Genomic DNA, 24975 nt, shown 5'->3' with positions numbered 1-24975 from the left:
GTAGCGCGGGGGGCTCGCGAGGCGATAAGCCGGGGTGACGGCCGAGCCCTGGAGGAGCGTATGGCAGTGGACCCCGCGTTACGGCAGAACGCGCCCGGCGAGGGCGGCCAGCGAGAGGTGCTGCGCTGGCCGGGCGTGTGGCGGGTGCACATCAACTCGCGCGCCGAGGAGATCCAGGCGGACGCCGAGCGATGCGTGATGATCCGCCAGGGCGAGCCGGGGCTTCAGGCGCTCCACACCGCGATCGGACGTCATCTGCTGCTGGCCGCGGAGTACGCCAGGGAACGGCAGGGCTGGCGGCGCTGGCTGACCGGCCAGGCGATCGAGGGGGCCTGGTCGAACCTCTACGGGGCCACCATCCTGCTCTACGGGCTGCTCCCGGCCGGCGAGCTGAACGCCCGCGCCCCCGAGGTGCTCGCCACCGGCCGCGCCTACCTGCCCGCCGACGACGCCCGGATCAGCGTGCTCGCCGCGCGCATCGCGGCCGGTGACATCGGCGAGCAGGACCGTTCGTTGCTGCAGTCGGTGCTCAGGGCCGGCTACAACGCCGCCTCGATCGAGAGCGGGAGGGTGCGCAGCTTCCGCAACATGCTGCTCGGCGGCGTCGCCGTCCTGACGCTCATCGTGGCCGGGCTGGTGACCGTCGGGGCGATCTGGCCGTCCGCGATCCCCATGTGCGGCAGCGGCACCCTGCTCGCGAGCTTCGGGATGAGGGACAACCAGGTCTGCCCGACCGGCGCCGGGCACCCCACGCACGGCGACGTGCCGCTGGTGGCGCTGATCGGGATGCTGGGCGCGGCGCTCGCCACCGCGGCCAGCCTGTCGACCAGGTCGGAGCTCTCGACGCGCTACTCGCTGGCGGTCGCGCAGAACCTGCTCAAGGCCCCCGCCGGCGTCGCCACCGCGATCGTGGGCCTGCTGATCCTGAATTCGGGCTTCGTGCCGGGGTTCGGCGGCCTAAGCTCTCAGACGTCGATCCTGGTGTGGGCGATGGTGTTCGGATACGCCCAGCAGGTGGTGACGAGGTTCGTCGACCAGCGGGCCGACAACCTTCTCCACGCGGCCTCACCAAGTTCGCCGGCGAATACCCCGGGTCGTTGAGTGATCTTGGCTTTCACGGGCAGCGGAGTCACGCCGAAACGGCCGGGTCATCGTCCCGAAAGGACTAATGTGGGCGGATAACTTTGCCGCCGTCCGGTTGTCAGGCGCGTCATTCCCCAGATTCCGAGGAGCCACATCATATGGTTCGTTACCGCGTGCGCGGTGGCAACGCCCTGCGCGGAACCGCGTTCATCCAGGGAGCCAAGAACGCCGTGCTCCCGATGATCGGTGCGGCTCTGCTCGCCGCCGAAGGACGTACGGTGCTCCGGAACGTCCCGATCATCGAGGACGTACGCCGGGCGGTGGAGCTGGCCGAGGCCGTCGGCGCCAAGGTGGAGCTGCACGAGGCCGAGCGGACCCTGGTCATCGACGCCTCGAAGCTGACCAGCCCCGTGCTGCCGGCCGAGATCGCGCGGCGCTTCCGCGGTTCGGTCCTGTTCGTCCCCGCGCTGCTGCACCGCCTCGGCGAGGCGGTCATCGAGGGCGTCGGCGGGTGCAACCTCGGCAGTCGCAACCTCGACTTCCACTACCTGGGGTACAAGCGGCTCGGCGCGGTGGTCGACGAGGGCGAGGCGGTCATCCACGTCAAGGCCGCCGGGCTCGCCGGCGCCCCGCTCTACCTCGACACCCCCTCGCACACGGGCACCGAGAACCTCATCATGGCCGCCGCCCTGGCCAAGGGCACCACGATCATCGAGAACGCCGCGCTCGAGCCCGAGGTTCTCGACGTCATCGAGATGCTGACCAAGATGGGCGCCCGCATCAGCGGCGGCGGCACGGGGTTCATCACCGTCGAGGGCGTCGACGAGCTCACCGCGGTCGAGCACCGAGTGATGCCCGACCGCCTCGACGCGGGCGTGTTCGCCATGGCGGCGGCGATCACCGGCGGCGAGGTCAACCTCGTCGGCGCCTCCCTGGAGCACCTCGGCGTCGTGCGCTGGAAGCTGGAGCAGATGGGCGTCGAGTTCGCCACCGACGGCGCGGTCCTCCACGTGCGCCGCGACCGGCCGCTGCGGCCGATCAACGTCATCACCGACACCTACCCCGGCTTCGCCACCGACCTGCAGTCGCCGATCATGACGGTCGCCTGCCTCGCCGACGGCGCCAGCTACATCCACGAGCGCATCTTCGACGGGCGCTTCGCCCTCGCCGGCGAGCTCAACAAGATGGGCGCCCACATCGAGATCGATGGCAGCCGCGCGGTCGTCCACGGCCCCACACCCCTGACCGGAACCGACGTAACGGCCCACGACCTCCGCTCGGGCATCGCCCTGGTGCTCGCCGGCCTGGCCGCCGAGGGCGAGACGGTCGTATCCCCTGGGTACCTCATCGACCGGGGCCACCACGACCTCGCGGCGCGCATGAACGCCCTGGGAGGGGATGTGGTAAGGGAGATTTCCTCTAGGTCGTGACTCGGCCCGTAAAGCACCTCTGACCTGCTGATACAACCCTCCGCGCCATGCCCGACGGGCATGGCGCGGCTGCTTTCCGGCAAATCCGGGCGTGACATTAGTGCCTCGGCGAGCGATCGTTCCAAGGAGGACTAGACCGGATGGGAGACGAACCCTGGCCGGGAACGCCCGTGGAGCGCCTGCCGGCGAGCCGCTCGGCGGCCCGGCGAGGTGGACTCGACCAGTGGATTTCGAGAGGAAGCCATGCCGGACGCCGGGCGCGCGGGATGTACGTACCGGCCCACCGGCGAGCGGTGTGGCGACCTCGATCAGAGGTATGGCGGGATGGTACGAACATTGGTCGAAAGGGCCGAAGAAACTCCACGAGGGTCACGCGTGGGCGCGTCGGCGCCGGACCTCACGATCGGGGTGGTAGGACCCCATGATCTGGTCGAGCGCGTCATGCTCATGGGCAACGCGGCGGCTCCGGTTCCCTGCCGGCTCGTCGCCGCGGCCTACCGCGACGAGCAGGAGGCCGCCGACAAGGTGGTCCGGCTGGGGCCCGGGGTCGACGCATGCCTGTTCGCGAGCCCGGTGCCGTATGAGCTGGCCAAACGATCCGGCGTGCTCACGATCCCGGCGACCTACGTCCAGCTCGGGGGTCCCGCGCTGACGGCGGCGATCGCCAAGGCGGCGCTGGACGAACGCATCGACCCACGCCGGGTCAGTGTGGACGTGCTGGGTCGTGCCGACGTCGAGGAGGCGTACGCCGACCTCGGACTGCCGACGGCGGGCGTGCAGACGCGCGAGGAACCGGGCGCGACGGGCACCGTCGCGGCCTTCCACGAGCGCCTGATCAGGCAGGGCAGCACGACGGCGGCGCTCACGTGCCTGCCCGCGGTGGCCGACCGGCTCACCGCGGCGGGGGTGCCGACCGTACGGGTCAGGCCGACGTCGGCGGCGGTCCGTACCGCCCTGCACACGGCGGCGCTGCTCGGCGCGCACCACAGGCTGGAGGAGTCGCAACTGACGGTGGCGCTCATCGAGGTACCGACGTTACGCGAGCCCGTACGGCGGGCGGCACCGAGATACTGGCGTGACGAGCTTCGGTTGTCCCTGCACCGGCTGCTGGTCCAGGAAGCCAATCGGATGAACGCCGCCGTATGGGCGATCGACGATCACAGCTACCTGGTGACGGCGACCCGCGGCTCCATGGTCGCGGCGACGGACGGCTTCCGCGTCCTGCCGTTCGCGGCGCGGATCCGCGACGACCTCGGCCTCGCGGTCGAGATCGGCATCGGCATGGGACGCACCACCCACGACGCCGAGACGCACGCCAGGGCGGCACTGGCCCGCACACAGGCCGGCAAGCAGCCCCAGGGCTTCGCCGTGGACCGCGAGGGCCGCACGCTGGTCCCCGCGCCCCGGATGCCTCCCCAGGCTCCAGGACAGGGCCGGCCGAAGGGCGTCGAAGTGCTCGCACGGCTGGCGGCCAAGCTGGAGGGTGGCGACACGATTGTGGACGCGGAGAGCGCCGGGCGCATGCTCGGAGTGACTCCCCGCACGGCTCGGCGCCTGCTGCGCACGTTGGTTGACGAGGGACTCGCGTGGCCGCTTCCGCCGAACCGGACCCCCCAACCGGGCCGCCCCCGGCAGCTGTACCGCCTGATAGTGGAGAAGCTCGGCCCCCGCTGAGGAAGCCGGGCCGCGGGTCACCCGCGTGGGGCAGGTGACCCGCACTCCACACCCAGATCGACCCTCTCCCGTCCGGGAGAACCAGCGTTGACGCGCCGGGTTCCCGACGTACGACGGCGCCGGCTCCACCGCACGCCGTCCCACCGGCCCGGCGCCGATCGAGAACACACCCGTCAGCGGGGAGAGCGACGACGCCCACCGGCGACCCTCCGGCACTCCGGACGCCTACCGGCAAAGACACAGTGGCCCTCCCGCACTCCGTCACGAGGGCGGCCGGGTGCGGCCCACGGCGTCGGGCCGGGAGCCGTGCGGCGGGGCTTCCCTTCCCGCCCCACGCTGACCGCTTCTTCGGCGCCGGGGCGGTGGGATGTGGGACGGGGGAATTCGGCGCCGGTTACGGTGCGGAACCGGCCTCGCTCAGGGGCTATCGGACGCTTTCATCCACAGGCTGTGGATAACTCGTGGCTAGCAAAGGCCCATCGAATCCCGCTGCCCAGATGCAGAAATGTAACCTTGCGCCCGCCCTTGCGGTCACAGTTATCCACACCTTGTGGACAAAGCTGTGACCCGCCTCCTAATCAGGGCATCTCACCGTCCGAAACCCACATGAATCACCCCATCCGAGGCGGGTATTGTCACGAGTCATGGGCCAAAACACTCGTGACATCCGGATCTGGGCAGCGCTGATCGCTGTCTACGTCGTATGGGGGTCGACCTACCTCGGGATCAGGCTCACCATCGAGACGATCCCACCGATGCTCAGCGGCGGCCTCCGGTTCGTCCTGGCGGCGGCGATCCTCGGTGGCGCGCTCGCGGTCACCAAGGGACGCGCGGCGCTCCGCATGACGGGCACGCAGTTCCTCGGCGCCGGTCTGGTCGGTCTGCTCCTGCTCACCTCCGGCAACGGCCTGTTGGCCATCGCCGAGCAGTACATCTCCACCGGCCTGGCCGCCCTCCTGGTGGCCTCGGTGCCGCTCTGGCTGGTGATCTTCCGTATGGTGGCCCGCGACCGTCCTCACCTGCTCACACTGGCCGGTGTGCTGATCGGCTTCTGCGGCGTGGCGGGGCTCTCGCTGAGCGGTGGCGGCGGCCGCGGCAGCGCGTTCGGCATCGTGATCACCCTCGCCGGGTCCCTGTCGTGGTCGGCGGGCTCGTTCCTACCGGGCCGGATCCCCATGCCGGAGAATCCCTTCGTGGCCAGCACCGTCGAGATGCTCGTCGGCGGCGCCGGGCTGTTCGTGGTCGGCACGGTGTCGGGCGAACGCCTCCACCTGGCGTCCATCAGCACCGGGTCCGCGCTGGCCCTCGCCTACCTGGTGCTCGTCGGGTCGCTGGTGGGCTTCACCTCCTACATCTGGCTGCTCGGCAAGGCCCCGATCTCGCTGGTCTCGACATACGCCTACGTCAACCCCGTGGTGGCCGTGCTCCTCGGCGTGCTCGTCCTGAGCGAGCAGGTGACCCCGCCGGTGATCGCGGGCGGCCTGGTCATCGTGGTCGGCGTCGCGCTCGTGGTCTCCACCGAACGCAGCGGCCGGCGTCCACAGCGGACGCCGGCCGATGAGCCCTGGCCGGACGGAGCCCCCTCGCCCGGCAAGCCCTAGTGAAACAAACGGCCCTAACGGCCCCGGAAGTCCGCCGCGGCGGCGAGGAAGGCGTCGTTCGCCTCGGGCGTGCCGATGGAGATGCGCGCGCCCTCCACGCCGTACGGCCGGACGGCGACGCCGTCGACGGCGCAGCGCTCGGCGAACTCGCCCGTGCGCTCGCCGAGCCGCAGCCACACGAAGTTCGCCTCGGTCGGCGGGACCTCCCAGCCCTGGCCGAGCAGCGCGTCGCGCACCCGGGTGCGCTCCTTGACCACCAGTTCGACGCGCTCCAGCAACTCGTCCTCGGCGGCCAGGGAGGCGATGGCGGCGGCCTGCGCGATGCTGTTGACCGCGAAGGGCACCATCGTCTTGCGGACGGCCGAGGCGACGGGCTCGTGGCCGATGAGGTAGCCCACCCGCAGACCGGCCAGGCCGTACGCCTTGGAGAAGGTGCGCAGGACGGCGACGTTCGGCCGGTCGCGGTACAGGTCGAGCCCGTCGGGCACGTCGGCGTCGCGGACGTACTCGCGGTAGGCCTCGTCGAGCACGACGAGCACGTCGGCGGGGACCTCGTCGAGGAACGCCGTGAGCTCGGCGGTGCGGTTGACCGTGCCGGTCGGGTTGTTGGGGTTGCACACGAAGATCATGCGGGTGCGCGGGGTGATCGCGGCGGCCATGGCCCGGAGGTCGTGGGTCTCCTCCGCCAGGGGCACGCGCACCGAGACCACACCCGACAGGTCGGCGAGCAGGGGGTAGGCCTCGAACGACCGCCAGGCGTAGATCACCTCTGCCTCGGGGTCGCTCACGGTCTCGAAAAGCTGCTGGGCGACCGTCACCGAGCCCGCGCCGAGCGCGACGTGCTCCTGCGGGACGCCGAAACGTCCCGCCAGGGCCTCGGTGAGCCCCACACAGGCCGCGTCGGGGTAGCGGTGGATCTCGCGGGCGGCGGCGGCGATCGCCTCCACCACCGACGGCAGCGGGTCGTAGGGGCACTCGTTGGACGACAGCTTGAACGACCGCCCGTCGGCGGACACCACGGCCTTCCCCGGCCGGTAGACGGGCAACTGATCCAGAATCGGGCGGAAGCGAGGCATGTCCATACCTTATTCCTCGGCGACGTCCTACGCCCCTGGGGCGGCTATCCGGCGAGCCGCAGCATCGGCGGGTGCAGCAGCTCCGCGGGCCCCCGGCGGTACAGCATGGCGGGCCGGCCGCCGTCGCGGGTGGTGGTGCGGCCGGTGGGGAGGAGGAAGCCGTCGGCCTTGGTCACCTTGCGGTGGAAGTTGCGCGGGTCGAGCGGGCGGCCCCACACGATCTCGTACACCCTGCGCAGATCGGCCACGGTGAACTCCTCCGGGCAGAACGCCGCCCCGAGGGAGGTGTACTCCAGCTTGGCCCCCGCGCGTTCGATGCCGTCGAGCATGATGCGCCGGTGGTCGAAGGCCATGGCCTCCAGCGACGACACCGGCTGCCAGCTCATGTGGGCCTCCGTGGAGGCGGGCAGGTCGGGGGCGAGCCCGAGGTAGGCCACGCTCACGACACGCTGCCGGGGGTCGCGGTCGGGGTAACCGTAGGTGCGCAGTTGCTCCAGGTGGACGGGCGCGCCGGGCAGACCGGCGCGCTCGGCGAGCACGCGGGCGGCCGCGGCGGGAAGGTCTTCCTCCAGCTGGATGAAGCCCCCCGACAGCGCCCAGCGACCTTCGTACGGCGGGCGGTCGCGCCGCCAGACCAGGGCGCAGAGTTGATGGCAGCGCACGGTGAGAACGACGAGATCCACGCTGACCGGAATGCGCGGGACCATGTCACGCACGTTACACCGGGATCGGAGCACCTCGGACCGCCACGGCCGGTGACCAGGGCGGACGCCCGGCCCTCAGGTCTGGTGGTTGAGGAAGACGGGGGTGGTGCTCCGGCGCCCGTCCTGGGAGGTGACCTCCACCCGGACCCAGGTGCGGTCCGGGACCGACGACCAGTCGACCGGGATCCAGACCTTCTGGACGGCGCCGGGTAGCCCGGCGATGGGGGTGGCGTCCCACCATCCCACCGCGTCGGAGTCCACCACCTTGGGCTCCGGCCCGCCGTACCAGCTCAGCGTGACCTTGCCGTGCGCCACGTTGTAGCCGCGGACCTCGATGCCGTCCTGGATGCCCCGCTTGCCGGGGATGGCCTGGATCGGGATGGGGCGGTCCCAGTCCCTGGCGACCTGTTCGGCGAGGGTGGGCGTTCCGCAGGTGAAGAAGCTGCTCCACTTGTAGGAGATGATCTTCGACACGTAGGGCCCGGCGAACGCGACGGCCTCGTCCAGGCGCTTCTTGTCGGTGACGCCCCGCTTGCCGCCCGCCTCGCAGGCGCCGTCGCCCTGCGGCTCGAACGCCTCCACGTTGGCCCACAGCTGCACGTCGGTGCCCTCGGCGTGCAGTTGCGTCAGCGCCTCCGACATGGCCCGGTAGTAGTCGCGGGTGGAGCCGTAATAGGCCTCGCCGTAGGTGGTGTCGCCCACTACCGGCTTGAGGCGCTCGTCCACCTTCTGGCCCTTCAGGTTGGGCCAGAACAGTCCGACCTTGCCGGTGCCACGGCTGTCCTGCGGCGCGATGATGCCGACGCCACTGCGGGCGAGCGCCTTGAAGCCCTCGCCGACCTGGGCGGGCGTGGCGGTGAACTTCTTCTCCTTGCGCGCGTCCAGATACGGGCTGACCAGGATCGGCTTGCCGGGAAGCTCCTGCTCCACGATCTCGTGCTGTTCGGCGTAGACCTGCAGGGTGGGGACCTTGGACGGGTCCGGCCACTGCCGTAGCTGGAGCTCGAAGGGCTGGTAGACGCCGCCGAGCGAGTAGCGGTCCTTGAAGCGGTCGCCGTAGTCCTGCAGGATGCGCCTGGTCAGCGTGGTGAGCGTGCCGATGTGCCGAGGGTCGGCCTTGGTGGGGTCGACGCGGTCGCGCGGGGCCAGCGGCAGCGCGGGGAAGACCCGCATCGCGAAGCGGTCGGCCAGGTCGAGGATCTCGGTGAGGCTGTCCCTGCTCGCGCCGTCCACGAGGATCAGGTGGTATCCCTTGCCGCCGGAGGAGAAGTCGCACGACGCGCTGTCGGAGCCGTCGTCGGGGGCGATCACCCGGTAGTACACGTCGTTGCCGACGGTGATCGTGTGCTCCATCTGGGGGCAGCGGAACAGGTCGCGGCCGAACGCCTCGTCGGTGCGGTAGACGTAGGTCCAGGTGATGCGGTTGCCGGGGTTGGCGGCCTTGAGCGCGGCCTCGGCGGCCTTCACGCAGCTCATGCCGTTCTCCACGCACCGCTCGTAGCGGGGGTCGGGGTTCTGGCCCTGCGCGTCGAGCACGCGGCCGTCGCCGTCCACCGCGCGCGGCTGCAGGCCGAAGCCGAGGCGGACGACGGTGTCGCCGCCGACCCGGTGGATGGCCTGGAGCTGGCTGCGCCAGGTGCAGTGGTCGGAGGTCGGCACCAGCCAGTAGCCGCTGACCGCGTACGGGCTGGGCGTGGTGGTGTCGAACGTTCCACAGGGGTCGCTGAACGCGCTCGCGGTCGGCGTGGGGCTGCCGGAGCCGCGTTGGGCCGTCGGCTTGCCGGTCGCCGCGGTCCTGGAGCCGCCCGGGGAGTCCGGCAGGACGATGACGACCGCCGCGACAGCGGCCAGGAGAGCCGCTCCCAGGAGCAGAGTGAGCCCGCGCACCTTCAGGAGATTACCGTCCTCGGGTTGTGGCCCTGATAAAGATGGATCAGGACTACTTCTTGTCGCTTGCGGCCCACATTTCGAGCTGCGTGACGAACCTGCGGGCCGAGTTCGGCCAGTGGTGGTTCGCGCGGGCGGCGGCGTAGCCCCGCGCCCCGGCGCCCAGGCGCTCCTCGGGGTTGTTCTTCAGTCGCAGCACCGCCTGGGCGACGGCCTGGGGGTCGTTCCAGGGGACGACCACGCCGCTGCGGTACCGCTCCACCAGCTCGACCGCGCGGGGCGAGGGCGTGGTGATGACGGGGATGCCGTGCGCCATGTACTCCACGATCTTGGTGGGCATGGAGTGGCGGTAGTTCGGCTCGTCGTGCAGTAACGAGAGCCCGGCGAGCGCCCCGTCGAGCCGCTTCAGCGCCTCGTCGTTCGGCATGAAGTCACGCCACTCCAGCACTCCATCGGCCACGGCCTGATTGAGCATCGGACGGCTCTGCGGGTCGGCGTACCCGATGAGCTCGACGGCGACGCGGTGCGGCTGCAGCAGCCGTCCCACCTCGACGGCCTCCCGCACGCCCCGCGCCTCCGACAGCCAGCCGAGGTAGACCACCCGGTCGTCGGACGGTTCGCTGACGTGGTCGGGCACCCAGGTCTCGTTCGGCACGACCAGGTGCGCCCGCCGGAACCGGCCGGCGTAGGCGCTCTCGGCCAGCAACAGGTGCAGGTGACGCTCCGCCGTGCCCTCCAGCAGCCGCGCGAGGAAGCGCGTCGGCGGGCGCAGGAACGACGGCAGCCACGGCTTCAGCGACAGCGTGGCCGGAGTGTCCTCGTGGACGTCCCACACGACCGGGGGACGCTTCCGCACACCGGCGACCGCGAGCAGCAGCTCGGGATCGTGGATGAGCGCCAGGTCGACCTGGTCGCGCAGGCTCTTGAACAGCCGCCGCGCGGCCCGCACCGCCGCCAGCCGCTTGCGCTCGGCCGCCCGGGGCAGGTCGACGCCGGTCACCCACGAGCGGGGCACGACGCCTCGCGCCGTGTACGGCGCGGCGTACGTGACAGCATGACCGGCGTCCACGAGCGCGCGGATCTGCCGGTGCAGGATCCGGGCATCCTCGGGGTGGTGGACCACCGTCATGACGAGCACGTGCACGCGCCGACCCTCCGCCCTAGAGCCGCTCGACGCGTTCGCCCTCGGAGAGGACGCCCCTGGTGTCGAGAAGTAGCTTGGCCCGCTTCTCGACCATGTCGAGGTCGAACGCGGAGTGCTGCTGGAGCAGCACGGTGACGTCCGCCCTGTCCACGGCCTCCGCCAGGTCTTCCTCCCGTGGCACCTCGACGCCGTCGACCACCCACTGCTTGACGTGCGGGTCGGCGAACGCCAGGTCCGCGCCGAGCTCGCGGAACACCCGGGCGACCGGCACCGCGGGGGTCTCACGCTCGTCGGCGATGTCGGGCTTGTAGGTGACGCCCATCAGCAGGACGCGCGAACCGTTGACGGCCTTCTTGTCCCGGTTCAGCAGGCGCTGCACGCGGGCGACGACGTACGCCGGCATCCGCTCGTTGATCTCCTGCGCCAGCTCGACGAACCGGAACGGGTACCCGAGCTTGCGCACCGAGTAGGAGAGATAAGAGGGGTCCACCGGGATGCAGTGCCCGCCGACGCCGGGGCCGGGCAGGAACTTCTGGAAGCCGAACGGCTTGGTCGCGGCCGCCTCGATGGACTCCCAGAGGTTCACGCCGAGCTCGTCACAGAAGATCGCCATCTCGTTGACGAGGGCGATGTTGACGTGCCGGTAGGTGTTCTCCAGCAGCTTGGCCATCTCGGCCTCGCGCGTGCCGCTGACCGTCACGACCTGCTCGATGAAGCGGGCGTAGAACCCCGCCGCCCGGTCGCGGCAGGCCTCGGTGTAGCCGCCGACGACCTTCGGGGTGTTGCGCAGACCGTACTTGGGGTTGCCCGGGTCGATGCGCTCGGGCGAGAACGCCAGGTGGAAGTCGACACCCGCGGTCAGTCCCGAGACCTCTTCGAGGACGGGACGGACGAAGTCGTCGGTGGTGCCGGGGTAGGTGGTCGACTCCAGGACGATCAGCGTGCCCCGCTGGAGGTAGCGCGCCGCCGACTCCACGGCGCCGCGTACGGCCGAGAGGTCGGGGCGGTGGTCCTCGTCGAGCGGCGTCGGCACGCAGATCACCACGGTGTCGCTGGCCGCGAGCACCGACTGGTCGAGCGTGGCGGTGAAGCCGTTCGCCAGCATGGAGTCGAGGTCGGCGTCGCTCAGGTCGTCGATGTAGGAGCTGCCGGAGGTCAGGGCGTCGACCTTACGCGGGTCGACGTCGAGGCCGACGACGCGCAGGCCCGCCCCCGTGGCCTCCTTGGCCAGGGGCATTCCCACGTATCCCAGACCGATGACCGCGAGATCGTATCCGCTCACTTGGTCGCCTGAGGTAGTCCGAAACAACACTGCATGGTGGCAAAGGCTATCTCAAGTCCGCACAGATCACGTCTAATGCGGTTGAACCCACAGCTAACCGCTTCCGTAAGTACGGCCACAATAGGGCAATCAGCTCGCCAGCGACTGGTAGATCGCCTTGTACGTCTCCGCGATTCGGCTCCACGTCCGCTTGGCCGCGACCTCGGCACGGCCGGCCTCGCCCATCTCCGCGCGGCGCGCGGGATCCTCGCGCAGCGAGGCGACGGCCTTGGCCAGCGCGGCGGGGTCGCCGGGCGGCACGAGCATGCCCGCGCCGTCGGAGCCGACCAGCTCCGACAGCGCCGGAAGGTCGCTGAGGACGACGGGCTTGCCGAGCGCCATCGCCTCCACCGGCTTGAGCGGGGTCACCAGGCGGCAGACGCGCAGGTCCTCACGGGGGCAGGCGAAGATGTCGATGGCCGACTGCGCCTGCAGCGCCTCCTCCGGGCCGACGCGTCCGGGAAGGATGGCGAGGTCACCGAGGCGGAGCTTCTCCACCTGGGCGAGCAGCGCGGGCCGTTCGGCGCCGTCGCCGACGATCAGCACCCGTACGGGCGTGCCGGCGTCGCGGAGCAGCGCGGCGGCCGACAGCAGTGTGGCGAAGCCCTCGTAGCCGACGATGCTCGACACCGAGCCGACCACGATCTCGCCGGGGGCGATGCCGTACGCCGACCGGAACGCCGGGCCGTCGTAGTCGGCGCTCAGCAGGGAGTCGTCCACCGCGTTCGGCGCGAGGAAGATCTTCTCGCGGGGCACGCCGCGCTCGACGATCTCGGCCGCCATCGTCTCGGCCAGGGTCACCACGGCGTCCGCCGAGCGCATGATGTGCGCCTCGCGCTCCCGCTGGAGCAGGTGCCGCTCGCTGCCGACCCGCGCGGGGTCGCGCGAGGCCCAGGTCTCCTCCAGGAAGCCCCGCACCTCGTACACCATCGGCGTGCCGGTGCGCTCGCGGGCGGCCAGCGCCACCGAGCCGTTGCGGTGGTCGGTGGCGGCGTGCAGCACCTGCGGGCGCAGCGTCCTGACCAGCTCGGTCACCTCGCCGGCCCCGCGGACCATGCGGCCCCGGCTCTCGAACGGCACCTCGCCGCTCGGCAGCAGCCGGTGGTAGGGCACCCCGTCGATCTCGTCGTACGGCTCGGCGTCCGCGTGTCCCTGGAGCATCGGGTAGCCCCAGCTCGTCACCACGTGCGGGTCGAGCCCCGCGGCGCGCTGGGCGGTGACGATGCGGTGGGTGCGCACGGTGTAGCCGGCCTGGGTGTACGGCAGGGCGTTGGTCACGCAGTGCAGCACACGGCCCTCGACGCGCTCGCCGACGATCACCTTGGACTTCGGCGGGATCGGCGTCGGGCTGATCGCGGCCTTCTCGCCCTCGTAGTAGGCGATCCGGCGGCGGATGAACGGCCAGCGGGCGTGCGGCTGCAGCACCTCGATGGCCTTGGTCATGCGACCGCGCTCGAACTCGATCTTGGCCGCCTCCAGCGGCCCGTCGGCCATGCGCCGCGCGATCTTGCGTGCCGTCACCTTGACCGCGCGGGCCACGGGCCAGGCGACCTTGCCGACGGCGGGACGCAGAGTCGGCGGCATGGCCTCGGCCGCCGCCTGCGCCACCCTCATGGGGTCAGATTTGACCCTGGTGACGAAGACGCGGGAGACGATGACCGGATGCTGGACGAAGCCCTTGAGGAAGCCGCGCAGGCCGGCACGAGCCGACTTTGGGGATACCTTCTCGGGCCGGCTGGCCTCGGAAACCACGCCGTGACCGTACCATAGGCACCGCTTGGCCCATCTGAGCATTAGACGACCTGATTCCGGGTGAAAGGCGAGGTCAATGAGGGAAAACGCCCTCGTTCTGCACGTGCTGGGCGCTCGTCCCAACTTCGTCAAAGCGGCGCCTGTCGTGCGCGCTCTCGCCGAACTGGGCGTCCGGCAGGGCATCGTCCACACGGGGCAGCACTACGACGCGCTGATGTCCGACGTGTTCTTCGCCGACCTCGGCCTGCCCGAGCCGATCGCCAACCTCGGCGTGGGCTCCGGCACCCACGCGCGGCAGACCGCCGCGCTGCTCACCGGGCTCGAAGAGGTCGTCCTCGAGCACAAGCCCGACCTTGTCGTGGTCTACGGCGATGTCAACTCGACGCTGGCCGCGATCCTGGTCTGCGCCAAGCTGCACATCCCGACCGCGCACGTGGAGGCGGGCCTTCGCTCGTTCGACCGGGAGATGCCCGAGGAGGTCAACCGGGTCGTCACCGACGCCCTCGCCGACATCCTGCTGGTGACCAGTCCCGACGGGCTCTCCCACCTCGCCAACGAGGGCGTCGCGCCGTCCAAGGTGCACCTGGTCGGCAACCCCATGATCGACAGTCTCTTCTCGGCGCTGCCCAAGCTCGACCCCGAGCCGCTGAAGGCACGCCTCGGCCTGCCCGGGCGGTACGCCGTGGCGACCCTGCACCGTCCGGCCAACGTCGACGACCCCGAGGCGGCGCGCGAGCTGGTCGAGGCCGTGCTGGCGGTGGGCGAGCAGGTGCCGATCGTGGTCCCGCTGCACCCGCGCGGCCGGGCGCGCCTGGCCGAGGCGGGCCTGGTCACCGGCGACAACCTCACGATCATCGATCCGCTGGGGTACGTCGACTTCCTCTCGCTGGTGCGCGGCGCGGCGCTGGTCGTCACCGACTCCGGCGGCGTGCAGGAGGAGACGACCATGCTGGGCGTCCCCTGTCTCACCGTCCGCCCCAACACCGAGCGGCCCGTCACGGTCACCCATGGCACCAACCGCCTGGTGACGCCCGCGACGCTGTCCGCCGCCGCGTCGAAGGCGCTCGCCGACGGCGCGGCCACCCCGAGCGGGGAGCTGCCGCCGCTGTGGGACGGCGCCGCCGGGCCGAGGATCGCCCGCGTCATCGAGGCGTGGCTGCGCGGCGACAACCTCTCGCCGGCCGCCCAGGGCGTCGCGCCGACGTCCTGACTCGGGTATGCGGCCGCGCTGACCTGCGCGTTCGACCGAGCGGGCCGTAACATCCCGGCGTAAGCCATACGATCGGACATTCCCGGGCAGAGTGCCGGATACGAGGGAGCAAGTCGGACCATGGCCGAGACTGACCAGAAAAATCCGGATGAGCCGCGATTTCAGCGTCTCGGGGCGGCGAACTGGCTGCCCGAGGAGCGCAAGGTCGTCGAGCGCTACGAAGACCGCATCCGCGACCTGGAGCGCCGGCTGCGCACCGCCGAGGCCAAGGCCGAGTACGCCCAGTGGCAGCTCTCGGCGACCAAGGCACAGCGCCCGTACCGGGTGAGCACCGCCCTCGCCGGCGCCAAGCGTCCCGCCAAGCTCGTACGGCTGCCGCGCGACCTCTCGCAGGCCATGAAGCCGAAGAAGGCGCCCAAGGCGCCGGCCACGGTCACCGCGAGCGCCGCCGCCATCGAGGCGGCGCTCGCGCACGCGCCCGAGGTCAAGATCCCGAACCTCGCCTGGCCGGACGGCCCGGTCAACCGTCCCGACCTGAAGGTCGCCGTCATCCTCGACGACTTCTCCCGGATGGCCTTCAAGTACGAGTGGGACCAGATCGAGTTCGGCCTCAAGGACTGGCCCGAGGTCTTCGCCGAGAAGCGTCCCGACCTGCTGTTCTGCGAGTCGGCCTGGCACGGCAACCAGGGGCGCTGGCGCTACCAGATGACCGGGACCAACGCGCCCAAGCAGGAGCTGCGCGACCTGGTGGCCTGGTGCCGCGAGCAGGGCATCCCGACGGTCTTCTGGAACAAGGAGGACCCGCCGAACTTCGACTTCTTCATCGACACCGCGAAGCTGTTCGACTACGTGTACACGTGCGACGGCGACATGGTGCCGAAGTATCGCGAAATATTGGGACATGACCGGGTGGACGTGCTGCAGTTCGCCGCCCAGCCGCGCGTGCACAACCCGATCCAGACCAAGCAGGGCCGGCCGTACGACGTGGTCTTCGCCGGCATGTACTTCCGCGACAAGCACCCCGAGCGGCGCGAGCAGATGGAGACCGTCATCGCGCCCACCCGCGAGCTCGGCCTGCACATCTTCGCGCGCAACGACAAGGCCGGCGAGAAGTACGCCTGGCCCGAGGAGTACCGGCCGCACATCGTCGGCGAGCTGCCGTACGAGCAGATGCTGGCCGCGTACAAGATGTACAAGGTCTTCCTGAACGTGAACTCGGTGATCGACTCGCCGACCATGTGCGCGCGGCGCGTCTTCGAGCTCTCGGCCTGCTCGACCACCGTGCTGTCGGGCTGGTCGCGGGCGATCGAGGAGACCTTCGGGCCGCTGATCCCGATCGCCCACTCCCAGGAAGAGGCCTACAACCAGGCCCTCTACTTCATCAACAGCCCGGAGTTCCGGGCACGGCAGGCCCACCTGGCGATGCGCGAGGTCTTCGACAAGCACCTGTTCACGCACCGCGTCGACCAGATCCTCACCGCGCTCGGCCGCCCGGTCGTCCCCCGCACGAAGTACGTGTCGATCGTCCTGCCCACCAACCGCGCCGGGCAGATCGAGCACGCGATCGCCCAGGTCGCGCGGCAGCGTCACCGCGACCTGGAGCTGATCCTGGTCCTGCACGGGCTCGACATCGACACCGCCGTCGTCCGGGACAAGGCCCTCGCCGCCGGCGTCCCCGCCGTCAAGGTGCTCACCGCCGACCCATCGCTCACGCTCGGCGAGGTGCTCAACGTCGGCATCGCGCAGGCCGACGGCGACTACATCGCCAAGATGGACGACGACAACCTCTACGGCACCCACTACCTGTCGGACCTGCTGCGCGCCTTCGACTACGCCGACGCCGAGATGGTCGGCAAGGGCGCGCACTACACCTATTTCCCCGCGACCAACAGCACCGTGATCCGCCTGCCGGGCCTGGAGCACCGGTACGCCCACCTGGTGCAGGGCGCCACCATCCTCGCCAAGGCCGACCTGCTGCGGACGTTCGCGTTCGAAGCCGTCAACGCGGGCGAGGACACCCGGCTGGTCCGCCGGTGCAAGGAGGAGGGCGTCCGCATCTACTCGGGCGACCGCTTCAACTTCGTCTACATGCGCGGCGCCGACGCCAACGCCCACACCTGGAAGGCCCAGGACTACAAGCTGCTCCGCAACGCCCAGTTCTGCTTCGTCGGCCACCCCGAGGACCACGTGATGATCTGAGTCCCATGCTTTCGGCCCGGGGAGCGGTACGACCGCCCTCCGGGCGGGAACGGTGGGGATGACGAGCCGGCGGGACCCCGCCCTCGTGCCGATCCACCACGAGGGACGAAGGCCTGCCGCCCCCGCAACGGGAGGGCAGCATCATGACGATCTCTCTCAACCACACGATCGTCCCCGCACGGGACAAGCGAGCCTCGGCCGGTTTCCTCGCGGGCATCCTCGGCCTGCCCGTCGGGGAACCGATGGGCCCCTTCGTCCCCGTGCGCATCGGGGAGCTGACCACGCTCGACTTCGCCGACGCCGACTTCGCCTCCAGAGGCGTCGGTGAGATCACCCCGCACCATTACGCGTTCGCGGTCGGTGAGGACGAGTTCGACCAGATCTTCGAGCGCATCGTCGAGGCGGGTCTCGACTACTACGCCGAACCGCACGAGCCCAAGCACCACGGAGAGATCAACACCTGGCGCGGCGGCCGCACCGTCTACTTCGACGACCCCGACGGCCACATCATGGAGGTCATGACCACGGCCGCCGCCTGACGCGGCGCCGGCAGAACATCGGCTTGCCGGCGTTCTTCGGCGCAGTCCCGATCCGTGTTCACGGTTCCGTCCCGCCCTCCTCCGGAACGAGCCGCCGAACCGGACTCAGGTGGCCGGCGGGTGCCCGAGGCGCCGCACGGCATAGGCGCGGATGGCCTCCGCCAGCCAGGGCGGGAGCAGTGGGTCGACGGCTTCGACCATGGCGCGTTGCTCGGGGTTGTCCACGACGAGGTCGGCGAGGGCGTGGTAGGCCGCGGCGTCGGCCGGCCACAGCGCGCGGACGCCCTGGTAGTGCTCGGTCACGAGATCGAGGGCCTCGTCGTCGTCCGGGGCGGCTCCGCGCTCACGGGCCTGGGACATACGGGTGAACAGGCGGCGGCCTTGCTCGGCCGCCTGCTCGTGGTCCGCACGGGTCCAGCCGCCGGTGACCGTCTCGGCGGCGGCCATGTGCGCGCCGGCGCCGTCGCCGTACCGGGCCCGCAGGTCGTCGCGCAGGCGCCGCTTGGCGTCGGCGAGGCCCGCGAAGAACTCCTCGTCGCTCATGCGTCGCTCGCCCGAGAGGTCGGCGATGGTGCGGTCGAGGGTGTGCATGATGCGGTCGAGGCGGTCGCGCTCGGCGGCCAGTTGCTCACGGTGCCGGCGCAGCGCCGTGAGCTCGTCGGTCTCCCCGTCGAGGGTCTCGGCGATCACCCCCAGCGGCATCCCGAGCTCCCGCAGGACCATGATGCGCTGCAGCCGAAGCAGCTCAGGGCGTCCGTACCACCGGTAGCCGTTCGCCGAGACGCGCGCCGGCGACAGGATGCCGATGTCGTCGTAGTGGCGCAGCGTGCGGGACGAGATGCCCGCCATCCGGGCGACCTGGCTGATGGAGTACTCCACAGCGGGGAGCTTAAACGGCTGGACCTTCTCGTTACGTCAACTTCTAGCATCGGCCGCATGGTCACACACGAGCCGTTCACGATCATCGATGTCCGCGTCTTCGACGGTCACCGCGTCCTCGACGCCGACCACCTGCGGGTCACCGACGGGCGCGTGGACGCCCTGGGCGACGTGGCGATCATCCGTCCCGGGGACGCCCTGGTGGACGGACGCGGCGGGACGCTGCTGCCAGGGCTCATGGACGCGCACGTCCACCTGCTGCCCGGATGCACCCCGCTGGCCGCGACGTTCGGGGTGACGACGGTGATCGACCAGTTCAGCAAGCCGGAGGTCATCGTCCCGGAGAGGGACGCCGTCGCGGCGTCCGAACGATGGGAGGGCCCGGTCCGGGCGGACCTGCGCACGTCGAGCATCGGGGCGACCGCGCCGAACGGCCACCCGACCATGGCCTACGCGCCCTTCCCGTACGTCACGGGGCCGGCGGACGCCGCGCCCTTCGTCGAGGCGCGCCTGGCCGAGGGCGCCACCCACCTGAAGGTGATCTACGACGACGGCTCCGGCGCGATGCTCGACATCCCCTCACTGGACGCCGAGACGATCCGGGCGCTCGTCCAGGCGGCCCACCTGCACGGCCTCCCGGTGGTCGCGCACGTCTCGACGTCCGCCGGGGCGGTGGCGGTGGCGCGCTGCGGGGTCGACGTGCTGGCGCACGCGCCGTTCGACCGCATGACGGACGCCGAGCTCGCCGAGGTGGCCCGCAGCGGAGTCGCCCTGATCGCGACACTGTCGATCATCGACGGCTTCCCCGGTTCGGACGGCGTCATGCCCCTCCTCGCCCAGCCCGAGCTGGCGGCCCGGCTCACGCCACGCTGGCGCAGAGTGCTGAAGGCGCAGTCGAGGCGGTGGATGCCCCCACAGGCTCCCGACGGCGCCGCCGCCCGGTACAACACCGTCGCGCTGATGGAGTCCGGAGTACGGGTGCTCGCCGGCACCGACACGCCCAACCCCGGGCTGGTCTTCGGCGCGAGTCTGCACCGCGAACTGCAGCACCTCGTCCGCGCCGGTCTGCGCCCGGCCGAGGCGCTGACCGCCGCCACCGCCACCACCGCCGAGGTGTTCGGCCTGGCCGACCGGGGGCGGCTCGTCGCCGGCTCGCGCGCGGACCTGGTCCTCGTCGACGGGGACCCGACGGTGGACATCACCGCGACGCATTCGGTGCGCCACACGTGGGTGCGCGGACGGCGGGTGGCGCCCGAGGAGTACGCGGGCAGCGAGACCGAGCGCCACGGCATCGCCTGGCTGCGGGAGTCGAACTCCAAGATCATGTCCGCGATCCGCCGTACATGGCCCGGCCTTCCCGTACCCGAGGAGGTCACCCGCGACGACGGCGAGGTCCTCGGCCGCGTCGTCCCCACCGCGGGCGGCTGGCAGGCCGAGACGACGTTCGGCGCTCCCCTCGGCGAGGTCGGCACCCGCGAGGAGGCACTGGAGACCGTTCATACAAGGGGCCTCGCCTGCCTGGCCGAACCGTGGTGGGTGCTGCCCCTGGACGAGGCAGGGTGGCGCGAGGCCCGCCTGCTGGAAGTCGAGCCCGAACGAATCCGCCTCCGCTGGACCGACCCCCTGACCACCCAGCCCCCCTCAGGCCAGTGGTTCGCCCTGACCGACATCGACCTGTCCCTCCACAGGCCCGACAGCTGAGGCGGAGATACTATCGCTGGCGATACTATTCATCGCGATAGTATCGCCAGCGATAGACTTGCTCTCGTGACTCGGTTCATCGGGCGTGAGGTGGAGATCGCGGCGCTGCGGAGCCTGCTCGACAGAGTGACGGCGGCCATCGGTGAACCGCGACCGGGACAGTGCGTGCTGATGCGGGGGCGCAGGCGCATCGGCAAGTCCGCCTTGGCCGAGGAGTTCGTGAGCCGCACCGGCCTGCCGTATCTCTACTTCACCGCCGCACGGGCGAGCGAGGAGCAGGAGCTACGGCAGTTGATGGACGACGTCGCGGCCTCCGAACTGGCCGATCGCGCGGTCTTCGCCGAGACGCCTCCGGCCAACTGGAACGGCGCACTCCAGCTCCTGGCCGACATAGTCCCGGACGACTCCCCCTCTGTGCTGGTGATCGACGAGGTTCCCTACCTCATGGAGCGCGTCGATGCCTTCGAGGGCATGCTTCAGCGGGCCTGGGACCGGTTCCTGAGCCGCAAGCCGGTTCTCCTGATCCTCATCGGCTCGGATCTGTCGATGATGGAGGCCCTCAACAGCTATGAGCGGCCATTTCACCAGCGGGGCACCGAGATGGTGGTCAAACCACTCAATCCCGCAGAAATTCAGGAAATGCTCGGGCTGGACGCCAAGTCGGCCTTCGACGCGGCGCTCGTCACCGGTGGGCTTCCCTTGGTGTGTGCCGAATGGCGGCCAGGAACGTCGTTGTGGGAGTACCTCCACGAGGCGCTGATGAATCCCGTCTCGGCCCTGCTCGTCTCAGGAGAGAGGATGCTGGCCGCGGAATTTCCCGGGCAGGCCATGGCCAGAGAAGTGCTGGAGGCCATCGGCAGCGGAGAGCGGACGTTCGTGAACATCGCCCGAGCGGCCGGGGGCATCTCGCACTCCACGCTCACTCGCGCTGTCGAGGTCCTCACGGCCAAGGGCATCGTCGTCTCGGACGTTCCCCTGAGCACCCGCCCGTCGAAGGAGCGTCGCTACCGGATCAGCGACGCATACCTCCGATTCTGGCTCTACTTCCTCCAGCCTCACATACCGGAAATCGAGCGGCGGCGTGGAGACCTCACCGTGCGGCGCGTCGCCGCGGGCTGGAGCAGCTGGCGCGGAAGAGCCGTCGAGCCCCTGGTGCGCGAAGCGCTGGCCCGCCTGGCGCCCGACGGACGGCTTCCGCAGGCCGCGGCGATCGGCTCGTACTGGACACGGAGCAACGACGTCGAGATAGACATCGTCGGAGCCGACCGCGCTCCCGTAGCGAAAGAACTCCACTTCATCGGATCGATCAAGTGGCTGGAGAGCCCGTTCGACAATCATGACCTTCAGAAGTTGATCCAGCACCGCGCGAGGCTCACGGACAACCCCCTGCCCCTGATCGTGGCCTCCCGAAGCGGTGCTTCGTGTGGCGGAATGGCCACTGTGTACGGCCCCGACGACCTCGTCACGGCCTGGCGGTATCCGCGCTGACCAGGGGCGATCTGTGTGCCGGCGCGCAGCTTCTCGGAAGGTCTACCACGGACAGACCGTACAACTTCGGGCGAGCGGGAATGTAAGTGACCATGTAGACGTTCGCTTACTTCCGTGACGGCGCGCGCCGGCCGGGTGCGTCGCCCTGTTCCACGACGCGCTAAGGAGAACGTGGCCGACGTGACGACGGTAACCACCTCGAAAGGCATCGGTCTCAGGTCGGAGCGCGGTCCGGTGCTCGCCGCAATCATGCTCTGCACCGGCCTGGTCGCCCTGGACAGCACGATCATCGCGACGGCGGTGCCCTCCGTCGTCCGTGATCTGGGCGGTTTCTCGCAGTTCCCCTGGTTGTTCTCGATCTACCTGCTCACGCAGGCGGTGACGGTCCCCCTCTACGGCAAGTTCGCCGACATCTTCGGGCGCAAGCCGGTGATGTTCTTCGGCATCGCCGTATTCTTGCTCGGCTCGATGCTGTGCGGTGTCGCGTGGAGCATGCCCGCGCTCATCGTGTTCCGCGCACTGCAGGGCATCGGCGCCGGCGCGGTGCAACCCATGAGCATCACGATGGTCGGCGACCTGTACTCGGTGGAGGAACGCGCCCGCGTGCAGGGGTACGTGGCCAGCGTCTGGGGTGTCTCCGCCGTCATCGGCCCGACCCTCGGCGGCCTGTTCTCCGAGTACGTCTCGTGGCGCTGGATCTTCTTCATCAACCTCCCGCTCGGCGCCGTCGCCGCCTGGATGCTCGCCCGGCGGTTCAAGGAGAAGGTGACGCGCAGCTCTCACAAGATCGATTACCTCGGCGCGGTGCTGCTGATCGGCGGCTCCTCCCTGGCCATCCTGGGCCTGCTGGAAGGCGGCGTCGCGTGGAGCTGGGGATCGGCGCCCAGCCTCGGCATCTTCGCGGCGGCTCTGGTGATGATCGTCGCGTTCGTGCTGGTGGAACGCCGGGCGGCGGAGCCGATCCTGCCGCTGTGGGTCTTCCGTCACCGCGTCCTCACCGGTGGCAACCTGGTCGGTCTGGGCGTCGGCGCGCTGATGATCGGCCTCAGCTCGTACGTGCCCACCTACGCGCAGGGGGTGCTCGGCACCGGCGCCCTGGTCGCCGGTTTCGCGCTCGCCGCGCTCACCGTCGGCTGGCCGCTCGCCGCGACCGTCTCCGGACGCATCTACATGCGCATCGGGTTCCGTGACACCGCCCTGATCGGAAGCGGCGTGGTCGTCGTCGGCGCCATCCTGTGCGCCCTGCTCGCCCGCGACTCGAGCATCTGGTTCGTCGCGGTGGCCTGCTTCGTCGTCGGCGCGGGCCTCGGACTCGCCTCCAGCCCCACCATGGTCGCCATCCAGTCCGTCGTCGGCTGGGACCGGCGCGGCGTCGTCACGGCCACCAACATGTTCTGCCGCTCCATCGGCAGCGCGGTCGGTGCGGCCATCCTCGGGGCGATCTCCAACGCCACGCTCGCCGACCGCTTCGCCCACCCGCCGGCCTCGGTGGCCGGCCACCTGCCCGCCAGCCTCGACGCCACCAGCCTCGTTCTCGGCAGCTCGGCCGCCGGCTCCCCCACGGCGTCCTTCATCCGCGGCGCCCTCTACGACGCCAGCCACCACATCTTCCTCACCCTCACCGCCGTCGCCGTCCTCAGCGTCGCCGCCATCCTCCTCATGCCGCGCCACACCAAGGAACTGACCTTCGACTGACCGTCGCGCTTTCCCTCACAGCGGAACGATCGGATAAGGCTCCCTGGCGGCAGGATGATGGGGTGGCGGTACAAGCCATGGGAGCCGGGGGTGCGATGGGCGGGCGTCAGGTCAAGGCGGTCGAGTTGCCGGATGGCGGGGCGGTACTGGCAAGGGGGCTCCGGGACACGCCTGCGCCCGAGCCCGTGCCGCAGTTCGGGCTGTACCTGCTGGGGCACCCTCTCGACCGGCCGAATCTGTACGGCCGGTACCTGGTCGGGCTGCGGCCGTGGGCGCCGTCCTGGCCGTACGAACGGGTCGACTGGCCTGATTTCTCCGCGCCTCGCGACCCGCAACAGGCGATCGTCCAGCTACGCCAGACCCTGGCGCGCGTCCGAGCCGGGGAACGGGTCGAGGTCGCCTGCGGGGGCGGGCGTGGCCGTACCGGCACCGCCCTGAGCGCTCTCGCCGTCCTTCAGGGGACGTCCCCGGCGGAGGCGGTCGCATGGGTGCGGGGCGCCTACGACGCGAAAGCGGTCGAGTCGCGGGCCCAGCACCGCTTCCTCCAGCGAGTCGCCGCCTCCGCCTGAAGTCCCGGCTATACGAGGGCCTCCGCGGTGGCGAGGCGGTTCTCGTGGACTCGCAGGTTCAGGGTGGCGAGGTCGAGCAGCGGGGTGTCCACCCCGAACGTCCGGGCTCGTGCCGTCAGGTCGCCGAGGATCTGCTCGACCTCGGTGGGGAAACCGGCGGCCAGGTCCCGGGACATGGACGCCGAATCCCTGGATCCCGGCTGGGTGACCATCGCCGTGGTGACGGCGAGCGCACCGTCCGGGACGGGATACCCGGCCGCCGCCGACACCGCGGCCGCTTCGGCGAGGATGGCCGGGCCGAGCCGCTCGCCGCCGGGGACGGCGACGATGTCGCCGACCGTGCCACGCAGCAGTGACGTCAGCGCGCCGAGGGTGCTGATGAACACCCATTTGTGCCACATCGCCCCGATGATGTCCGCGGAGAGGTCCAGGTCGAAGCCGGCACCGCCCAGCGTCCGCTCGATCTCGTCCAGCCGGCGGGACGGGCGACCGTCCTGCTCGCCGATCGTCATGGCGCCGATCCGCGCGAGTTGGACGATGTCCTCCGCCTCGTCGACGGTGGTCATGACCTTGACGACCCCACCGAGCACGGCGGACGGTCCGAAGCGGGCGTTCAGAACGTCCATGTGCGCCATCCCGTTCAGGAAGGGGACGACGGCGGTGTGCGGCCCGACCGCCGGAGCGGCGTCGTCGAGTGCCGGCGGCAGAGCGCGCGCCTTCACCGAGACGAGCACGAGGTCGTAGGGCGTGGTGATCTCACCCGCCGTCACGAGCGCGGGGGCGATCACCTCGTCCGCTCCCAGTCCGGTCAGGCGCAGTCCCCGCTCGCGAAGGACCGCGGCACGGCGCGGACGGACGAGGAACGTGACGTCCCGGCCGGCCTGGGCGAGCCTGAGGCCGAAGAAGCCTCCCGTCGCACCGGCCCCGATGACGAGGATCTTCATGATCGCGCGAACTCCTTCGGTGACACTGGTTGAGAGGGTGTCATCATGTGACACCATATGAACCGGTGTCAATCGAGAG

General features: G+C 70.5%; 19 protein-coding genes. 11 read left to right on the top strand and 8 right to left on the bottom strand.

Annotated features, from left to right (window positions below):
- The first annotated feature begins 60 nt into the window (after nt 1-60).
- From KIK05_RS37215 to KIK05_RS37200, 4 genes are all read left to right on the top strand, one after another.
- Nucleotides 61-1101, top strand: a complete 1041-nt coding sequence (locus KIK05_RS37215; protein WP_214415557.1) for a hypothetical protein — start codon at nt 61-63, stop codon at nt 1099-1101.
- Between the two features lie 140 nt (nt 1102-1241).
- Nucleotides 1242-2513 (top strand): UDP-N-acetylglucosamine 1-carboxyvinyltransferase, encoded by a 1272-nt coding sequence (murA, locus tag KIK05_RS37210; protein WP_214415556.1) that lies wholly within the window; start codon nt 1242-1244, stop codon nt 2511-2513.
- 426 nt (nt 2514-2939) lie between these two features.
- Nucleotides 2940-4187, top strand: a complete 1248-nt coding sequence (locus KIK05_RS37205; RefSeq protein ID WP_214415584.1) for a transcriptional regulator — start codon at nt 2940-2942, stop codon at nt 4185-4187.
- A gap of 644 nt (nt 4188-4831) precedes the next feature.
- A complete protein-coding gene (locus tag KIK05_RS37200) occupies nt 4832-5788 on the top strand; it encodes an EamA family transporter (protein WP_214415555.1) in 957 nt (318 codons plus the stop codon).
- Between the two features lie 14 nt (nt 5789-5802).
- Here KIK05_RS37200 and hisC read toward each other — a convergent pair whose 3' ends face one another.
- From hisC to KIK05_RS37170, 6 genes are all read right to left on the bottom strand, one after another.
- Complete coding sequence (gene hisC / locus KIK05_RS37195) at nt 5803-6864, bottom strand: histidinol-phosphate transaminase (RefSeq protein ID WP_214415583.1); 1062 nt, start codon at nt 6862-6864, stop codon at nt 5803-5805.
- 44 nt (nt 6865-6908) lie between these two features.
- Nucleotides 6909-7571 (bottom strand): NUDIX hydrolase, encoded by a 663-nt coding sequence (locus tag KIK05_RS37190; RefSeq protein WP_214415554.1) that lies wholly within the window; start codon nt 7569-7571, stop codon nt 6909-6911.
- Nucleotides 7572-7643: 72 nt separating this feature from the next.
- Nucleotides 7644-9455 (bottom strand): DUF4434 domain-containing protein, encoded by a 1812-nt coding sequence (locus KIK05_RS37185; RefSeq protein WP_214415553.1) that lies wholly within the window; start codon nt 9453-9455, stop codon nt 7644-7646.
- A gap of 52 nt (nt 9456-9507) precedes the next feature.
- Complete coding sequence (locus tag KIK05_RS37180) at nt 9508-10599, bottom strand: glycosyltransferase (protein WP_214415552.1); 1092 nt, start codon at nt 10597-10599, stop codon at nt 9508-9510.
- A 16-nt stretch (nt 10600-10615) separates the two neighbouring features.
- Complete coding sequence (locus tag KIK05_RS37175) at nt 10616-11881, bottom strand: nucleotide sugar dehydrogenase (RefSeq protein WP_214415551.1); 1266 nt, start codon at nt 11879-11881, stop codon at nt 10616-10618.
- A gap of 129 nt (nt 11882-12010) precedes the next feature.
- On the bottom strand, nt 12011-13672 hold the full coding sequence (locus tag KIK05_RS37170; RefSeq protein ID WP_308250273.1) for a glycosyltransferase family 4 protein: 1662 nt from the start codon (nt 13670-13672) through the stop codon (nt 12011-12013).
- Between the two features lie 76 nt (nt 13673-13748).
- Here KIK05_RS37170 and wecB point away from each other — a divergent pair, with 76 nt between their 5' ends.
- From wecB to KIK05_RS37155, 3 genes are all read left to right on the top strand, one after another.
- A complete protein-coding gene (gene wecB / locus KIK05_RS37165; RefSeq protein ID WP_214415549.1) occupies nt 13749-14882 on the top strand; it encodes a non-hydrolyzing UDP-N-acetylglucosamine 2-epimerase in 1134 nt (377 codons plus the stop codon).
- Between the two features lie 120 nt (nt 14883-15002).
- Nucleotides 15003-17081, top strand: coding sequence for a glycosyltransferase family protein (locus KIK05_RS37160; RefSeq protein ID WP_214415548.1), 2079 nt, complete (start codon nt 15003-15005; stop codon nt 17079-17081).
- A gap of 143 nt (nt 17082-17224) precedes the next feature.
- On the top strand, nt 17225-17620 hold the full coding sequence (locus tag KIK05_RS37155) for a VOC family protein (RefSeq protein WP_214415547.1): 396 nt from the start codon (nt 17225-17227) through the stop codon (nt 17618-17620).
- 105 nt (nt 17621-17725) lie between these two features.
- Here KIK05_RS37155 and KIK05_RS49175 read toward each other — a convergent pair whose 3' ends face one another.
- On the bottom strand, nt 17726-18499 hold the full coding sequence (locus tag KIK05_RS49175; protein WP_214415546.1) for a MerR family transcriptional regulator: 774 nt from the start codon (nt 18497-18499) through the stop codon (nt 17726-17728).
- Between the two features lie 57 nt (nt 18500-18556).
- Between KIK05_RS49175 and KIK05_RS37145 the strand changes: the two genes are divergently transcribed.
- The 4 genes from KIK05_RS37145 to KIK05_RS37130 all read left to right on the top strand — a co-directional run bounded on the left by KIK05_RS37145 (nt 18557) and on the right by KIK05_RS37130 (nt 23952).
- Nucleotides 18557-20200 (top strand): amidohydrolase family protein, encoded by a 1644-nt coding sequence (locus KIK05_RS37145; protein WP_214415545.1) that lies wholly within the window; start codon nt 18557-18559, stop codon nt 20198-20200.
- A gap of 66 nt (nt 20201-20266) precedes the next feature.
- Nucleotides 20267-21688 carry an ATP-binding protein gene (locus KIK05_RS49170; protein WP_214415544.1) on the top strand — a complete coding sequence of 474 codons (1422 nt, stop codon included), beginning with the start codon at nt 20267-20269 and terminating at the stop codon, nt 21686-21688.
- Between the two features lie 180 nt (nt 21689-21868).
- On the top strand, nt 21869-23383 hold the full coding sequence (locus KIK05_RS37135; RefSeq protein WP_214415543.1) for an MDR family MFS transporter: 1515 nt from the start codon (nt 21869-21871) through the stop codon (nt 23381-23383).
- A 62-nt stretch (nt 23384-23445) separates the two neighbouring features.
- On the top strand, nt 23446-23952 hold the full coding sequence (locus tag KIK05_RS37130) for a protein-tyrosine phosphatase family protein (protein ID WP_308250272.1): 507 nt from the start codon (nt 23446-23448) through the stop codon (nt 23950-23952).
- 8 nt (nt 23953-23960) lie between these two features.
- Here KIK05_RS37130 and KIK05_RS37125 read toward each other — a convergent pair whose 3' ends face one another.
- Complete coding sequence (locus tag KIK05_RS37125) at nt 23961-24896, bottom strand: 2-dehydropantoate 2-reductase (protein WP_214415542.1); 936 nt, start codon at nt 24894-24896, stop codon at nt 23961-23963.
- Nucleotides 24897-24975: the final 79 nt, after the last annotated feature.

It is taken from the genome of Sphaerisporangium fuscum (assembly GCF_018531465.1).
Classification (GTDB): domain Bacteria; phylum Actinomycetota; class Actinomycetes; order Streptosporangiales; family Streptosporangiaceae; genus Sphaerisporangium; species Sphaerisporangium fuscum.
This window is presented reverse-complemented; position numbering and strand designations above follow the sequence as displayed.

Excerpts from the sequence above, each read along its gene's own strand:
- KIK05_RS37215 (WP_214415557.1), top strand. The coding sequence starts at position 61 with ATGGCAGTGGACCCCGCGTTACGGCAGAACGCGCCCGGCGAGGGCGGC.
- murA (WP_214415556.1), top strand. The coding sequence starts at position 1,242 with ATGGTTCGTTACCGCGTGCGCGGTGGCAACGCCCTGCGCGGAACCGCG.
- KIK05_RS37200 (WP_214415555.1), top strand. The coding sequence starts at position 4,832 with ATGGGCCAAAACACTCGTGACATCCGGATCTGGGCAGCGCTGATCGCT.
- hisC (WP_214415583.1), bottom strand. The coding sequence starts at position 6,864 with ATGCCTCGCTTCCGCCCGATTCTGGATCAGTTGCCCGTCTACCGGCCG.
- KIK05_RS37190 (WP_214415554.1), bottom strand. The coding sequence starts at position 7,571 with ATGGTCCCGCGCATTCCGGTCAGCGTGGATCTCGTCGTTCTCACCGTG.
- wecB (WP_214415549.1), top strand. The coding sequence starts at position 13,749 with ATGAGGGAAAACGCCCTCGTTCTGCACGTGCTGGGCGCTCGTCCCAAC.
- KIK05_RS37160 (WP_214415548.1), top strand. The coding sequence starts at position 15,003 with ATGGCCGAGACTGACCAGAAAAATCCGGATGAGCCGCGATTTCAGCGT.
- KIK05_RS37155 (WP_214415547.1), top strand. The coding sequence starts at position 17,225 with ATGACGATCTCTCTCAACCACACGATCGTCCCCGCACGGGACAAGCGA.
- KIK05_RS37145 (WP_214415545.1), top strand. The coding sequence starts at position 18,557 with ATGGTCACACACGAGCCGTTCACGATCATCGATGTCCGCGTCTTCGAC.
- KIK05_RS37125 (WP_214415542.1), bottom strand. The coding sequence starts at position 24,896 with ATGAAGATCCTCGTCATCGGGGCCGGTGCGACGGGAGGCTTCTTCGGC.